The sequence below is a fragment of the Janthinobacterium sp. SUN026 genome (genome assembly GCF_030397625.1).
Taxonomy (GTDB): Bacteria; Pseudomonadota; Gammaproteobacteria; order Burkholderiales; family Burkholderiaceae_D; genus Janthinobacterium; species Janthinobacterium kumbetense.
The window spans coordinates 1299499-1314980 of sequence record NZ_JAPQNU010000001.1 but is presented as its reverse complement, the minus strand read 5'-3'; the positions used below and the strand labels follow the sequence as shown (position 1 = coordinate 1314980).

Here is a 15482-nt window from a genome sequence, read left to right as displayed (position 1 = left end):
TCAGGCAAAGGTATCGGCAAACATGGCGCAGGCCGAGCGCAGCGACAGCTGCTCCTGCTGCAGGCAGGCGGAAAACCGGCGCAGCGCCGCATCGTGTCCCAGCTGCTCCTCGACCCAGTCGAGCTGGTCGAAGACGATCAGCCGTTCGCAGCCGGCCTGCGGATCGATCAGCGCGCGCAAGCCGTGCGGGTCGGCGCCGCAAAAGCCGATCACCAGCACGGGCGACTCGTCGAGGTGGGAAAAGAACAGCGCCAGTTCGAAGTCGGCCTGGCGCAGGAAGGGCGCGATCAGATGCAGCCAGAAGCTGGCCACCAGTTCGCGCAGCTGCGCGTCCTGCGGCAACGGCAGCACCAGGCTTTTCTCCAGGCGCGGCAAGCCGCTCTGGCGCACGGGCCGCAGCAGCAGGCCCAGGCCCAGCAGCAATTCGCGCACCGTCACGGGAAACGCGGGCGAAGCCAGCATCGATTGCAGGCCATGCAGCGTCTGCGTCTGCAAAAAGGCGGCCAGGCGCGCCGCGTGGCGTGGCGCGGCCGGTTCGATGTCGACCACGTTGCCGGCCAGCACCAGCAGGGCCGGCAACGGTTCGGCGCTGGCCACGATGCCTTGCGACAACTGCTCCACCCGCTGCCACAGGGGCGCCAGAACCAGCGGGCTGCAGGCGACAAAGGCTTCCGCGTCATCGACTTCCAGCGCGCCCATGGCCATGAAGGGAAAGCGCCGCAGCGACTGGTCGCTGCTCGCTTCCAGGCGCCCGGCGATGGCGCGCCGGCTGCGCGTGCCGACGAAGGCAAAGCGCAGCGGCGGCAAGGCGTCGTAATTGAGCTTCCAGCGCGGCTCCACCGTCAGTGCAGTCATCACCTGCGCCAGCCAGTCGTCGAGCAGCTGCACCAGCGCGTGATTATCGCAAGCCTTGATGAAATCGCCGCGCGCGGGGATCTTGCCAAAATAGCCGAGACGCACCTGCTGTTGCCCGCGCATCATGGCGCCACTCCCGCTGCCACTGCAGCAACTGCAACCGCGGCAACGGCGGCCATGGCCGGCGCGGGCGCGGCAGGAACAGCGGGCGCGCCGACGATGGTCTCCGGCAGCTGCATGCCGCGAAAGCCCTGCTCCTGCACCGCCGCAGTCCCGCCCGCGCCGGCGCCCGCCGTCTCGGCGCTGCTGGTGATCTTCAGGTCGACCGCCACGGCCACCTCGCCGCGCGCCCAGCGCAGTTCGAACACGCCGCCATCCTTGCGCTTCTTGGTTGCCGCATCGATCATGCGCTTCAAGCCGAACTGGCCCGGCTCGTTGAACAATTCCACCGTGCGCCCGTCGAAGGTGACGGCCGTGATACGCGCCCCCTGCCCTCCCGCCGCGCCCTGCGGGCCCGGATGCACCATGTTCGTCCACTGCGCCGGGGTGTTGCGGTAGCGTAGCTGCTGGCCGTCGATCTCCACCGTGTATTCCAGCGTGCCCGGCGCGGGCGACGGCTGGATCTGGAAGACGGTTTGCGCCGCCGTCGACGTGGCCGCCACGCCGCCGGCGCCCAGCGGCGCGATCCAGCCGGGAAAGCGCGCCACCACCTGCGGCGACAGGCTGATGCCCATGTCGGCCCAGGTGCGCGGCGCCAGCACGTCGCCGCGCCGCACCACCAGCGGTCCCATGGAGGTCGTGACGAATTTCGCCACCAGGCCTTCGGGGCCGAAGAACTGGCCGATCTCCAGGTTGCTCGCCTCGATGCGCGCCGTGGGCGCAAACGGATATTTGTTCGCCAGCGACCTCTGGAACGGTTCATACACTTGCGCCGCCCAGGTCTTGTTGATATCGAGTTCGGCCGGCGCGACGATGACGGCAAAGGTCTGCATCAGCGGGCGCACGAGAATGGGACGGATCGCCTGCTTTTGCGCGTCGCTCATCCCCGTGAGCAGCTGCTCGTCGACCAGTTTCAGGGCGTCGGCCAGTTCGGAACCGCTGCCTTCCAGGGTCTGCTGCATGAACTGGCGCGCGCCCGGCCCGGGATCGCCCTGGTTCTTCAACTGGTTCAAGCGGCTGCGCAGTTTCGACAGCGCTTCCAGGTAGGCGCGCATCAGGGACGCATTGTTGTCCCTGGCCGCCACCAGCTTGCCCACGCCGGCAAATTCGCGGCCCACGGGTCCCATGGGCTTGTCCAGGCGGGCCGGGTCGAGCTGCGCATTGAGACCGGGACTGGACGTCAGTTGCGACGGCGCGCGGCGCAGCACGGTTTCCTTGAACCAGGCAACGAGGCCCCGCTCGGCCTTGCGCAACTGGGCGTTTTGCAGCGCCGGGTTGTCCCACGAGGTTTCCTCGTAAATCGTCGTCAGCAGCTTGGCGACCGGCGACGACTGCGGGTCGCCCAGGCGGTTCATCGCCTGCACGGCGCCGTCAAAGCCTTTCAGGTCGGCGACGGCGACGCCCTGCACGAATTTTTGCCACTCGCGCGCGTAATCGGCCTTGTACATGGCCACCAGGTTTTTCTCGATCTGCTCCGGACTGCCTTCCAGGGTCAGGTCGTCGGTGGTGGCGCTTTTCAGCACCCAGTCGGCGCTTTGCAGCTCGCGGTTGGCGGCGTCGCGAAACGCGCCTTCGACGAACTTTTCCCACGCCTGGCGCGTAAAGGCGCCGGAGACGGCGTGACTGCCCGCCAGCAGCGACTGATCCTGTTCGCCGACGATGCGCGCCACCGTCATGCCGGGAAAGCGCGTCGAGGCGCGCGCCTTGACGTCCGCATACACGCGCTCGCGCGCCGGCATGCCGCGCACCACGCGGCGCAGGTTTTCGCGCGCCTGGTCGACCAGCGCCAGCTTTTGCTCGATGCGCGGCCAGGACGGGTCGCCGATCTGCGCCAGGTAAAACGTCAGCAGCCGCTCGGCGCTGCGTATCATCTGTTCGCGCGGCATGGCGCCACGATTCCCCTCCAGCCAGCCGCGCCAGAAGCGCGTCAGCTGGTCGTTCAGGTGGCTGCTTTCCGCATGCGATTTATCGGCCAGCATCAAATAGGTTTTCAGCGCGTTGTAGGCATCTTCCACGTTCGTCGCGCTGGCCGCCTGGTACTGCACGCCGCGCGGCGCGGCGGAAGGCGCTGCGGAAGCGGCGGCCGGCGTCTGCGGCGTGCGCGCCGTGGGCTGCAACTGGTCGGCGCTGGCGTTCATCTCGAACAGCAGCGCTTCCAGCGCGCCCGCCACGGGGGTGAGCATGACCTCGCGCGCGCCGGAAAAATATTCCTCGCGCAGCTTGCGTTCGAGCAAGTCGCCCTGGTACAGGCCCAGGCGCAAGGACCAGGGCCGTTGCGTGCGGTACGCTTCCAGCTGCTCGATGCGGTCCTGCAAGATCTCCAGCGCTTCCAGGCGCGACTGCAAGTCCAGGCGCCGCTCCTGCAGCTTCACCACTTTGTTCAGATCGGCCTCGACGTTGGCCACCAGTTGCCGGTTGCCCAGGTAGGACCAGCTCCAGCCGCCCAGGCAGGCGCCCAGCGACACGGTGGCGGCAAAGAACACGGCATATTTGAAGCGCAGCCTGGCGCGGTTGGCATAGTTGGCCACCAGGTGCTTGTCGGCAAAAATGACCTTGCGGAACAGCTCCAGCAGGAAATAGCCATGCTGGCGCGCGCCCGATGGCACCGTGGCCGGGGCCGGCGCGAAAGCCAGGTCGAAGCGGCGCGCCACCTGCTGCGAGGAAGCACTGACGGGCTCGCCCTCCTGCAGCGCGCTGGTAAAGTAAAAGCCGCGGAACACGGGCTGGAACTGGAACGGGTTTTCCTCGAACAGGGTGGCGATGAAGGCGCGCAGGGCCGGCTTGATGGCGGCGAATTCGAGCGGAAAGGTGAAGACGCCGGGCGCCATCGTCTTACGTTGCCGGTGCGCCATATTGGCCAGGCTCAGCTCCGTCAAGCCATCGTGCAATTCATCGAAACCCTGGTCGAAGAACGCCAGCAGGTCGGCCGTCGGCAACTTGCGCTGGTAGGGCATGGTGGCGCCCCAGACGCGTTCGCGCTCGCTGCGTTCGGCATCCGCGAAAAACTCCGTGAAGCCGGCGATCAAGTCCGCCTTGGTAAACACGATGTACAGGGGCGCGAACACTTCCAGGCGTTCGATGACGTCCTGCACGCGCTTGCGCAGGCTGCGCGCCAGTTGCATGCCGACATCGGGGTCGCCGCGCAGTTCGGCGATGCTGACGGCGATGAGGATGCCGTTGATGGGCGCCTTGCGCCGGTATTTTTTCAGCAGGTCGAGAAAGCCGAACCACTCGCCGCGGTGCTCGTCGACGACGGAATAGCGTCCCGCCGTGTCGAGCACGATGCCGTCCGTGGTGAAAAACCAGTCGCAGTTGCGCGTGCCGCCCACGCCTTGCACGATCTTGCCGTCGGCGAAGGGAAACTGCAGTCCCGAATGCAGGATGGCGCTGCTCTTGCCGGCGGCCGGATTGCCGATGATCATGTACCACGGCAATTCATACAGGGCGGCGGCGCCCGACTTGATGCCCAGCTTGGACGTCTTGATGGTCTCGATGGCGGCCAGCATGCCCGTGCGCACGGCGCCCAGTTCGCCCTGCTGCGTGCTGCTGGCCGTCGACGCCGAGGCCGCTTGCGCGGCGGCGATCTCGGCCTCGTTGAGGATGGCCTGGCCCAGCGCCTGCGCATCGCGCCGCGCGCGGCGCCGGCGCCACAGCCACAGGCCCAGCCAGGTGACAAAGGCCAGCAACAGCAAGGCCAGCGCCCAGATCAGCGCCACTTCCAGCACTTCGGCGCCCAGGTACAGGAACACGGCCAGCGCCACGAAGCCAAGGATGGTCAGATTGCGGCTGTCGGTGAGGAAATGCCAGATTCGTCGCAGCATGATGAGCCCAGGGTGAGGTCGCAAAGCAGGAGGAACGCCGCCGCGCAGCGAGGCGGAGTCGGCCCATGCTGACAGCAATGCGGCGCGCCTTTGTTGACATATGACAAGTACCAGGCGCCAGCGCCCGGCAGGTGCCGCTGTGCCCTTGACGCTGCGCAAGCAAGCTTGCAGCTGTGAAAATCCGACCGCCGCCCGGCGCTAGAATGGCTGGCGCGGCTTACTTGCCCAGCACGCGCGGTTGCGGCAATTCCGTGTGGCCGAAGTCCATCATGGTCCAGCGCCCGCCCCAGCGCAGACCCACCGATTCGGCCGTCACGCCATATAGACGGTAGCCGCGCATGGCCCAGGCATTTTTTTCAGAAATGATGAGCTTTCCTTCATGCATGAATGCGCAATCGGCCGCCAGGCCATACTGGTGATAGCTTTGAAACGCCCTCGCGTTCGTCACGTTCGGGCCGGCCGCCGCCAGTTGGTCCTGGCGCGCGGGACTGCGATAGCCTTCCAGCAAGACCATGTCGTAGCCATGCACGTCCTTCATGATCTTGAAGACCAGCAGCAAACGCTGCGCGAAATCGTGGTCGAGCAATTGCCAGTTGCGGCTGGCGCCGCCCAGCAGCGGGCGCAGCTGCGTCACTTCCGCCGTAAAAAACAGCAGCGGCGGCAAGGCCGGCGGCGGCACCAGCTGCTCGCCTTTCAGCAAGTCGCTGACCTGGTCATTGATGACGTGTTGCTGGTCGGCATAGCCGCGCAGCGCGATGCGGTCGCTGGACAGCCAGGCCAGCAGCGGCGGCACGATGACCAGCACGCTGCCCGCCAGGCTCAGCCAGCGGTGCCGCCACAGCAGTTGCCAGGCGCGCGCCATGCCCGAGCCCGTGTAGCGTTGCACGCGCTGCCACTGCGCGCCGCTGCCGCCCTTCCAGTGCTGCGCGCGCCGCTGCATGCGCCAGCCCAGGTTGACGAGCGTGTGCAGCACGATGGCCCGGCCGCCGGGAAACAGCAGCAGCCAGCAGGCAAAACAGGCGAGCAAGAAATACATCAGGACCAGGGCGACGAACATGGGGCGCTCCGTGACGGGGAATCGGCGGGGCCGGGCAGCGTGCTCGGCGGTATCGCTAGATCGTAGGCGTCCGCGGCCCGCATGAGCGCGGTTTACATCAAGGTCAGTCGAATTTGATCCACTGCGGAGGTGATATTTTGTCTTTACTGAAAACCGGGGATGGCCAGGCGCGCGGTCCCGACCTGCTGAGCAAGGCCGGCGCGGCTGGCGCGCGCATCGAAGGCAAGGGCATCCTGTCGCAGCTCGAACACGGCGTCGCCGCGCCCGCAGCCATGCCGGCCCTGCGCTGGCGTCCCGGCTGGCGGCATGGGGCCGTTGGCGCGCTGTGTCTGGCGGTGCTGATCACGGCCGTGTTCGCCTACGATACGGAGGTCTTGCCGCGCCCCCGGCCCCGGCCGGCAGCGCCAGCCACGGCCATGGCGCCGCCCGCAGTGCCGGCGCCAACGGTGCCGCCACAGGCGGCGCAGGCGGCGCAGGCGGCCACCATCGTCAATACGGCGGCACCGCCCTTGCCCGAGGCGGCGGCCACGAGCGCGCCGCGCAAGACGCCGCCGCCCGTGCGCCAGGCGGCCGCACGGCCGCAGGGGACGCGGCCGGCTGCCGCGCCCGGCGACAGCGACGTCGCCTTGCTGACGGCGATGGTGGCCCATGCGCACCGGCAAGAAGGCACGGCGGCGCCCGTGCGCGACGTGGTGCTGCGCAGGCAGAAACAGGAACAAGAGCAGGAGCAGGAAACGGCGGAACTGTTACGGCGCTGCAAGCAGCTGGGCTTGATCGAAGGCATGCTGTGCCGCTCGCGCATCTGTTCGGGCCGCTGGGACAGCGATCCCGCCTGCCATTGAGGAACTCATGTGTGTCTCGGATGCGTGGCCGCGTCCATACGGCCTTGCAAAAAGCCTTCCATCAGCGCCAGCAATGCCTGCGGCTGCTCCTGGTGCGGCGTATGGCCGCACTGCTCGACCATGGCGGGCACGGCGTTGAGCGCCTGCGCCACGATCGTGTCGACCTGGGCCGCGCTGCCGTACTGGTCCTCGCTGCCCTGCACCACCAGCGCCGGGCATTCGACGGAAGGCAGCAGGTACTCGATGTTCCAGAACTGGAAACCATAGCTGAGCCAAGTATCCGACCAGGCCTTGAAGATGGTCTCCGTCTTGTCGCCATGGTATTTCGCCAGCGCGCGCAGCTTGCCCGCGCCAAACGCCGCGTCCGCCACGCGGATGCCCTCGAGCGTGATGCCCTCGACAAACACGTGCGCCGCTTCGGTGATGATGCCGCGCAAGCGGGGTGGTTGCTGCGCAGCATAGATCAGGGCGATGCTGCCGCCATCGGAATGGCCGACGAGAAAATGATCCTGTCCCGGCAGCAGTGCCGCCAGCACTTGCGGCAGCTCGCACAGCGCATAGTCGTGCAAATAATGGAGCTGCCGGCGCGCCGCCAGCGGCGACGACTGCCCATAGCCGTGGCGGTCGTACAGCAAGCCGCGGCACCCCGTCGCCTGGCATAGCTGCGCAGGGAAGTCTTTCCACATCGCACAGCAACCGAGTCCCTCGTGCAGGAACACCAGGCAGGGCTTGGCGGGGTCGCCTTCGATCAATTCGTAATAGATATCGGTTTCGGCACTCAGGTTCAGTATCGGCATGGGCTAGGCTCGCAACGGGTTCCGCATCGGCAGGTCGGCTGGACCTATTGTGCCATTGTCCTGCGTGGCATGCGTGGCGCCCCGCAAAAATAGCCTGCGGGAAAAGATCTTGCCGTTTGCCTGCAAGGTGTTTGCGCCAGCACAAGCGAGCGCCGTTTTTCCGGTGGCGCCGCCCCCTTTTTGCCCGCGCGTTTGCCTAGAATAGCTTACTCCCACAGCATGGAGCAGGCGGTTACCTTATCAGCCAGGACGTGACACTGGCCGTCACGGCAACAGATAGGGCGTCTTGCCGCACGACGACAGGCGCGGCGTCCAAACTATCGATCAGGAGTACATCATGGAAATGAAAGTAGAACATCGCACCGGCAGCAACCTGGCACTGGAAGAAACCGAGCTGCCGATGGAACAGGAAGGCCAAAGCGCCAAAGGCGCGGCCGCGCAGGACTTGAACCTGAGCCCCGCCGCCTTCACCACCTACTACACGTGGACGGCCAACGGCGTGCATCCTTCGGTCAACTTCGCCAATGCCAACGTGAAAGCCAATTCGCGCGTCTTCCTCAACATCAGCGAATACGGCGCCACTGCCCAGGACCGTTTCATTGGCGCCGCCCGCATGGCCGTGTACAACATTGCGCCATACAACGGCGGCTTCCGGGCCTGGGTGGAAATCTCGTGGGGCAGCCCGCTCAAGGTGCGTTTCGACGTGTTTGTCGATCCCTGATCCGGGAAACACTGCGCGCCCCCTGCCACCAGCGGGCCGGCGTCGCGCACGCCGCTAACACGGCATGGCCAGCGTGAACGGAAAACCGTGCGCGCATGACAAAAGGGCCACGTGTTGCCACGTGGCCCTTTGCTGCTGCTTGTTCTGGCTCCCCGACCTGGACTCGAACCAGGGACCTGCGGATTAACAGTCCGTCGCTCTACCAACTGAGCTATCAGGGAAAGGAGGCCGAATTATATACGTCAAAATTTCCCATGTCCAGTCGTTACGACATGGTTGCTGCATGAGCAGCAAAACAGGCCGCCGGCAGGCCAGCCTCGCCGGATGGCTGCGCCCGTCTGCGCGGTGCCACGCAAGATAGTAGAATAGCCAGGCCTTGCCGATATGGAAGGCGCACAACGGCATGCTGGCAACGGGGCGTCAACCACGCCGCCGCGCGGACATGCGCTTGCAAGCTCACCTTGCCCCTGGCTGACTGCTCTCACCCGACATGACAGAATCAAGCGCAACCCTGGTGGACAAACCCGGCAGCGGCGACAGCTCGGCGGAAATTGCCGAGCATATGGCGGCCGCCATCGTGGCGCGCCAATTGCCGCCCGGCACCCGGCTGCGCGAAGAAGCGCTGTGCCGGCTGTATGGCGTCAGCCGCACCAAGATCCGCGCCGCCCTGCTCATTCTTTCAAAAGATAAATTGATCCGCATGGTGCCCGACAAGGGCGCCTTCGTCAGCCAGCCGACCGAGGCGGAGGCGCGCGACATCTTTGCCGCGCGGCGCGTCATCGAAGCGGCCCTGGCGCGCGAATTCGTCGCGCGGGCCAAGCCTGCCGACTACCGGATGCTGGAACGCCACCTGAAGGCGGAACGCCTGGCGCTGGCGCAAGCGACGCCGCTGCGTTCGCAACTGCTGGGCGACTTCCACGTCTTGCTGGCCGATATCGCCGGCAACGCCGTCCTGCGCGACATCGTGCGCGAACTGGTGGGCCGCAGCTCGCTCATCACCATGCTGTACCAGTCCGGCCACGCCGCCGCCTGCTCGTACGACGAACACGGCCGCTTTCTCGAGGCGGCGCGCAACGGCGACGCGGACCTGGCGGCGCGCCTGATGGTCGAGCACCTGTCGCACGTGGAAGCGGCCTTGCGCTTCGACGGCAGCGCCAGCGACGACAGGAAAGACCTGGTGGCCGCGCTGCTGATGTAGGCCCCGTCATCAAAAAAGGCCGCCCCTGCGGATGCACGGGCGGCCTTTTTGCGATTGCCGCTTTTTCGATAGCAGTACCGGACGCGCGGCTCCGGCCCTGCCCTCCCCGCTATTCGCCCAGGTAGATAAACTTGAACAGGAAGATGGCGGCGATGATGTAAGCCACCACGGACACTTGCTTGCCCTTGCCCGTCAACAGTTTCAATACCGCATAGGTGATGAAGCCGAACGCAACGCCGCTGGCCACGGAATACGTAAATGGCATCATCAAGGCCGTGATGGCGGCAGGAATGCTTTCCGTGCTGTCATCCCAGTCGATGAAAGTCAGTTCGCGCAGCATCAGGCACGCCACGTACAGCAGCGCCGGCGCCGTCGCATACGGCGGCACCGTGTGCGCCAGCGGGGCGAAGAACAGGCTGCCCAGGAACAACAATGCAACGGCCACGGCCGTCAAGCCCGTGCGGCCGCCCGCTTGCACGCCGGCAGCACTTTCCACGAAGGCCGTGGTGCTCGACGTACCCAGGCAGGCGCCTGCCGCGATCGCCGTGCTGTCGGCCAGCAAGGCCTTGTTCATGCGTTCCATCTTGCCGTCTTTTAACAAGCCAGCACGGTTGGCCACGCCCATCAGGGTGCCCGTCGCATCGAATAATTCCACCAGGAAAAATACCAGCACCACGTTGACGATGCCGATCGACAACGCGCCCATGATGTCGAGCTTGAACAAGGTCGGCTCGATGGCGGGCGGCGTCGAAACGATGCCGTTGAACTGGTTGCCGCCAAAGAAGAAGCTGGCGACGGTGATGGTGAGGATGCCGATCAGGATGGCGCCCGGCACTTTCAGGCGGTCCAGCGCAACGATGATGAAGAAGCCGAGGATGGCCAGGATGGGCGCCGCCTGGTGCAAGTCGCCCAGCGCGATGATGGTGGCCGGGTTCGACACCACCACGCCGGCGCTTTTCAGGGAAATGATTGCCAGGAACAGGCCGATACCGACGGTGATGGCCGTGCGCAGTGCGGGCGGAATGCTGTTGATGATCATCTCGCGCACCTTGAACAGGCTGACCAGGATGAACAGGCAGCCGGAAATGAAGACGGCGCCCAGCGCCACTTCCCAGCTCATGCCCATGCCCTTGACCACCGTGTACGAGAAATACGCATTCAAGCCCATGCCCGGCGCCAGCGCGATCGGGTAGTTCGCGTACAGGCCCATGATCAGGGTGCCGATGGCGGCCGCCAGGCAGGTGGCAACAAAAACGGAGTCTTTCGGCATGCCCGCGTCGCCGAGGATGGACGGGTTGACGAAGATGATGTAGGCCATCGTCAGGAACGTGGTCAGGCCGGCCAGCAGCTCCGTGCGCACATTGGTTCCGTTGTCCTTCAGTTTGAAATAGCGTTCCAGGAACTGCATGATTAACCCCTTGTTTTGGTAAAACCGGGCGCCTGCGTGTGGCCAGTGCGCCTCTTTTTATGACGAAATGACTACTTTCCCGCTGCGCCGGCCGGCTTGAAGGCCCACCAGCGGCTGCCCGCGAAATTCCAGACCAGCCCGATTCCCGTCGCCAGCACCTGCGCCAGCCAGTAATACCAGTCCAGCTGGTGTACCAGCAGCCACATCAGGCCCGTATTGATGCACCAGCCGATGCCCAGCAGGGTGAAATACTTGCTGGCCGCCTCGCCATGGCCCTTGTCGCTCTTGAACGTGAAAAAGTAATTGAGGAGGTAGTTGACGACGGAACCGAGGATGTAGCCGATGCCGGACGCGGCGGCGGCACTGATGCCGGCCCATTCCACGCCACCCCACAGCACGCTGTATTGCACGGCCGTGCCGGAAGCGCCGACGGCGGCGAAACGCAAAAATTGGTGATGCAGGGAATGGGACATTGTCAATTTTCAAATAAGACGAAAACAATTGCCGGGATCGGGCCAGAATAAAAAATGGCTACGATTGCTCGTAACCATTTTTCAGCCTGCATTTTACTGCAAGTTGCGCCCAACGTTCATATTCGCCGCCGTTTCGACACTTATAACGCCTAACAAAACCGTAGCGAGCGGAAGGAAGTTGTGGTTGAGAAGCGCAACTGTACGAAGTACGGGGCCGCCGAGGCAGTGAGCATCGCAGACCGCAAATTACGACGCGCAGTAGGTTTTGATAGGCGTACTTATTCCTTGCGCTGGCGGCGCCTGCGCAGCCACACAAACAGCGTGATCAACAACAAGATTCCCACGATACCGCCCGGCAGCATGAACGGTTGTGCCCGCGCCAGCACGGGTTTCTCGCCGCCGCTGCGCGCCTGCGCCACATACGCGGGCGTAACGGACACATCCGGGTTGCCATACTGCTTCAGCACGTAATTGGCGATAGCGGCGATCTGCTCGTCCGTCAAGGGTTGCACATACGAACGCTGGTCGAAACGGGGCATGAACGCTTCGTGCTCTTCCCCTTCGATCTTGCGCTCGACGCCAAACAAGATGGCCGAGACCAGGTTGGCCGGCGTGCTGCCGCCCGTCGCCGTGTTGTTGAACAGGGCGGGATAGGCCTGGCCCGTGCTGCCGGCGCCGCTGGCCGAATGGCAGCTGGCGCAATAGCCGGAAAACAGGATCGCGCCGCTGTTGAGCGAATGGCGCTCCGTGGAACTGGCCATGCCGCGCAGCAGCGGCTCTTCGCTGGCGGCGCTGCCATGGCTGAAGGCAGCTTGCGTCTGCCCCGGCGCGCGCACGGGCGGCACCGTGCGCAGCCAGGCCACGATGGCGGCCACGTCGTCGTCGCGCAAAAACTGCAGGCTGTTCTGGATGGCTTCGGCCATGCCGCCCGCCGCCTGCCCCTTGCCTTCCACGTGGCCCGTCTTCAGGTAAGCCGTGAGTTCCGCATCCGTCCACGCGCCGATGCCGCTGACCTTGTCGGACGTGATGTTCGGCGCATGCCAGGAACCGAGCGACGCGCCCGCCAGGGTCTGGCTGCCGATTTCCGCCATCAGCGCGTTGCGCGGCGTATGGCAGGCGCTGCAGTGCGCCAGGCCTTCGGCCAGGTAGGCGCCGCGGTTGATCTGCGCGCTCTTCGTGGGGTCCGGCACGAAGCGTTTATTGTCCAGGAACAAAGTATTCCAGCCCAGCATCGACAAGCGCACATTGAACGGGAATGGCAAGGCCGTCTGGCGCTCCGGCGCGTCGACGGGTTGAACGGCCTGCATGAAGTAGTAATACAGGTCGCCCACGTCCGCATCCGTCAGCTGCGCATAGCTGGTGTAGGGCATGGCGGGATACAGATGGCTGCCATCGGCGCGCACGCCTTCACGCAGCGCGCGCGCAAAGTCGGCTTCCGTGTAGTGGCCGATGCCGCCTTGTTTCGAAGGCGTGATATTCGTCGCGTAAATCGTGCCCAGGGGCGAATCGATGGCGTAGCCGCCCGCGTACGGCTTGCCGCCCGCTGCCGTATGGCAAGCCATGCAGTCGGCGGCGATGGCCAGGTAGCGGCCCCGCTCGAGGCGCGCATCGGGCTTGGCCGCCGCCGGCGCGGCGGGACGGTCCGGCGTCAGGGTGACGGGCGGCGCCGAGGCAGGCACGGCAGCGATGGCGCCGCCGGCCAGCAAGGCCAGGCCAAGAGCGAAGGACAGGCGGCGCATCATGCTGCCTCCCTTGCCAGGGTGCGGGCGATGTCGTCGGCCGCGCGCAAACCGAGCGCGGCCATGCTGAGGGTGGTGTTGACGACGCTGGCCGACGGCATGGCGCCGCCGCCGGGCAGCCACAGGTTGGCGTGATCGTGGGCGCGGCAATTGCCGTCGACCACGGAATCGGCGCGATTGGAACCCATGATGACGCCGCCCATGATGTGGTTATTCGCGTTCAGGCTGTCGGTAATATGGAATTCCACGGCGCCGAACAGCTTGCCGATGTGCTCCAGCTGCGCATGCGCGGCCTTCGCGCCATCGCGCACGTAGTCGCCCACGTCATAGTAGATGTCCGGGCAGGCCAGGCCCAGCGGGTCCTTGCGCGTCTTGCTCAATGTCAAACGGTTGTGCGCTTCCGGCAACGGCTCCAGGCTGATCGACAGGTCCACGCCGAACGCGGCGCGGCGGCGGATTTCATCGTCGAGGTCCTTGCCCACCAGGCCCAGCTTCAAGGATTGCTGGGTAGCAGGTCCAACGCGGGTGATATTGTTCAAGATCATCTTGTTGGCCGAATACTGCGCGCGGAAGGCGCCGTCGCGCGGACCCACCAGGCAGCTGCTCTGCGCCGGGCCGCGGCCCGTCCAGATCGGTTCATTGGCGAGGAAGGTACAGTGGAAACCCGAGTGGTCCATCATGTTGCGGCCCACCTGGTCGGAACTGTTGGCGATGCCGTTCGGATTGTTCTGGTTGGCCGCCAGCAACAGCAAGCGGGGCGTTTCAATGCCATTGCAGGCAATCACGAAGGCCTTGCCGGTCGCCATGTGCGACTGTTTTTTCGCGTCATACCAGTGCACGGCCGTCACGCGGTTGTTGTGGTCCGTGTCGATGCGGTAGACGACGGCCTCGGCCAGTACGCCCGCGCCCTTCAGCTCGGCCCGCTCCACGTGGTGGATGCCGTTGTACATGGCGCCGATGGGGCAGATCGGCTGGCAATTGTTATTGCCGCAGCAAGTCGGGCGTCCCTGCCACGGGCGCGTCGAGCGGCCTTGCGGAATCGGCACGGAACGGTAGCCGTGCGGGTTGACCACTTCGGCAAAGCGCTTGTCGCCATAGCCCCAGGGCACCATGTCCATCGGATACGGCGCGCTGCGCTCGCTGGGCGACTGCAGCGCGGGATCGTTGGGGCCGGCCACGCCCATTTCCTGCTCGGCGCGGCAATAGTACGGTTCCAGCTCATCATAGGAGATGGCCCAGTCGCGCCCTACCCCGTAATCGCTTTTCATGCGCATGTCGGACGGCAAATGGCGCCAGCACGATGCGGCCCAGTGCCAGGTCGTGCCGCCCACCGTGCGCAGATAACCCTGCTGGAAACTGCTGCCGCTGGGGCCGGACAATTCCACATAGTTGTTTTTTGGAAAATACAACGGCGCGGGCGCGTTGTCCGCCTGCGGATACAGGCCCTGGAAGTCGGAACCGACGCGGTTCTCAAACGGCATGTTGCGCCAGTTTTCCACGGCTTGGCCCCGCTCGATGCGCAAGCCCGCTTCCAGCATGATCACGGAGTGACCCTGTGCGGCCAGCTGGTCGGCCATCATGGCGCCGACGACGCCGGTCCCGACGATGACGACATCGGCGACGACGTCGCCATTACTCTTGAATTGGGGTGATTTCATTTTGCTTGCTTGCCTTTGGTTTCGGGAGTGCCGGTGGTGGCCGGGGCCGGTACGGGTTTTGGCGCCACGGGCGCGGACACGCCCACGGCGGGCGGCGCCTTCAGCCACCACAGGGGGCCGTAATTGCAGTAAGTCGGCACGACCTGGCCATCGGCCACCGTGCGGTACATCAACGCTTCCGCATACGCGACGACGATGGATTTCGTGCCCTGCGCCGCATTTCCGGCGACGGTGCCTGTGTACCAGGCGGCAACGATGGCCAGCGCCAGCTCACGCAGACCCGCATCGGCGGCGCTGGCGGCCGCCAGCAGGGCCTTGGCTTCCTGGCCCGTGACGAGCAGCGCACCCAGCCGTGGCAACTGGTCGGCAAAGCCGGGCACGTTGGTGCGCATGGCTTGCTCGATGCGCGCCGCCGTCGCGGCGGACAGGTCGCGGTGACCCGTGATCGTTTGCGACAAGGTGTAGAACAGCATGGTGGCGGGCGCCAGGCCGGTGGCCGGAGCGCTGGCCGGCGCCGACATGGCGGCGGACAGGGGATTGCTCCAGAAACCGGCCTGCGCCAGCAGGGCAGCCAGGCCGATCAGGGCGTGGCGGCGGCTGACGCGAGGAAGGGATGAAACGGATGTTGCAGATGGTTCAGTGCCTGGATGGTTCATGAGACTCCCGCAAGACTTGTTATTTTATTGACTTCGATGATTGCGCTACATTGCATTTGCGCATATATGGAACCGGTTCCATATTATCCTACAGAAGT

General features: G+C 65.3%; 12 protein-coding genes and 1 tRNA gene. 3 read left to right on the top strand and 10 right to left on the bottom strand.

Annotation, left to right across the window (positions count from 1 at the left end):
- The 3 genes from tagF to OX459_RS05935 form a co-directional block, all read right to left on the bottom strand.
- On the bottom strand, window positions 1–981 hold the full coding sequence (gene tagF, locus OX459_RS05945; protein WP_289904185.1) for a type VI secretion system-associated protein TagF: 981 nt from the start codon (window positions 979–981) through the stop codon (window positions 1–3).
- Window positions 978–4835, bottom strand: a complete 3858-nt coding sequence (tssM, locus tag OX459_RS05940; protein WP_289904184.1) for a type VI secretion system membrane subunit TssM — start codon at window positions 4833–4835, stop codon at window positions 978–980. Before tssM ends, tagF begins: the two co-directional genes overlap by 4 nt.
- 217 nt (window positions 4836–5052) lie before the next feature.
- Window positions 5053–5892 (bottom strand): M15 family metallopeptidase, encoded by an 840-nt coding sequence (locus OX459_RS05935; protein WP_289904182.1) that lies wholly within the window; start codon window positions 5890–5892, stop codon window positions 5053–5055.
- Window positions 5893–6029: 137 nt separating this feature from the next.
- On the opposite strand from OX459_RS05935, the gene OX459_RS05930 reads away from it, so the two are divergent.
- A complete protein-coding gene (locus OX459_RS05930) occupies window positions 6030–6734 on the top strand; it encodes a hypothetical protein (RefSeq protein ID WP_289904181.1) in 705 nt (234 codons plus the stop codon).
- Between the two features lie 5 nt (window positions 6735–6739).
- Here OX459_RS05930 and OX459_RS05925 read toward each other — a convergent pair whose 3' ends face one another.
- Window positions 6740–7531: an alpha/beta hydrolase gene (locus tag OX459_RS05925; RefSeq protein ID WP_099667114.1), complete on the bottom strand. Its 792-nt coding sequence runs from the start codon at window positions 7529–7531 to the stop codon at window positions 6740–6742.
- Between the two features lie 337 nt (window positions 7532–7868).
- Here OX459_RS05925 and OX459_RS05920 point away from each other — a divergent pair, with 337 nt between their 5' ends.
- Window positions 7869–8252, top strand: coding sequence for a hypothetical protein (locus OX459_RS05920; protein WP_251351372.1), 384 nt, complete (start codon window positions 7869–7871; stop codon window positions 8250–8252).
- A 145-nt stretch (window positions 8253–8397) separates the two neighbouring features.
- Here the strand turns inward: OX459_RS05920 and OX459_RS05915 are convergent.
- Window positions 8398–8473 (bottom strand) — tRNA-Asn (locus OX459_RS05915).
- A gap of 269 nt (window positions 8474–8742) precedes the next feature.
- On the opposite strand from OX459_RS05915, the gene OX459_RS05910 reads away from it, so the two are divergent.
- Window positions 8743–9450 (top strand): GntR family transcriptional regulator, encoded by a 708-nt coding sequence (locus OX459_RS05910; RefSeq protein ID WP_099667112.1) that lies wholly within the window; start codon window positions 8743–8745, stop codon window positions 9448–9450.
- Window positions 9451–9559: 109 nt separating this feature from the next.
- On the opposite strand, the gene OX459_RS05905 is transcribed toward OX459_RS05910, so the two are convergent.
- The 5 genes from OX459_RS05905 to OX459_RS05885 form a co-directional block, all read right to left on the bottom strand.
- A complete protein-coding gene (locus tag OX459_RS05905) occupies window positions 9560–10858 on the bottom strand; it encodes an NCS2 family permease (protein ID WP_092606241.1) in 1299 nt (432 codons plus the stop codon).
- Between the two features lie 71 nt (window positions 10859–10929).
- Window positions 10930–11331: a GtrA family protein gene (locus OX459_RS05900; RefSeq protein WP_289904180.1), complete on the bottom strand. Its 402-nt coding sequence runs from the start codon at window positions 11329–11331 to the stop codon at window positions 10930–10932.
- A 278-nt stretch (window positions 11332–11609) separates the two neighbouring features.
- Entirely contained in the window at window positions 11610–13073 is a 1464-nt protein-coding gene (locus OX459_RS05895; RefSeq protein WP_289904178.1) for a c-type cytochrome, read from the bottom strand.
- On the bottom strand, window positions 13070–14728 hold the full coding sequence (locus OX459_RS05890; RefSeq protein ID WP_099667110.1) for a GMC family oxidoreductase: 1659 nt from the start codon (window positions 14726–14728) through the stop codon (window positions 13070–13072). The genes OX459_RS05895 and OX459_RS05890 overlap by 4 nt, the downstream gene beginning before the upstream one ends.
- Window positions 14725–15384 carry a sugar dehydrogenase complex small subunit gene (locus OX459_RS05885; RefSeq protein ID WP_289904177.1) on the bottom strand — a complete coding sequence of 220 codons (660 nt, stop codon included), beginning with the start codon at window positions 15382–15384 and terminating at the stop codon, window positions 14725–14727. The genes OX459_RS05890 and OX459_RS05885 overlap by 4 nt, the downstream gene beginning before the upstream one ends.
- Window positions 15385–15482 lie beyond the last annotated feature (98 nt).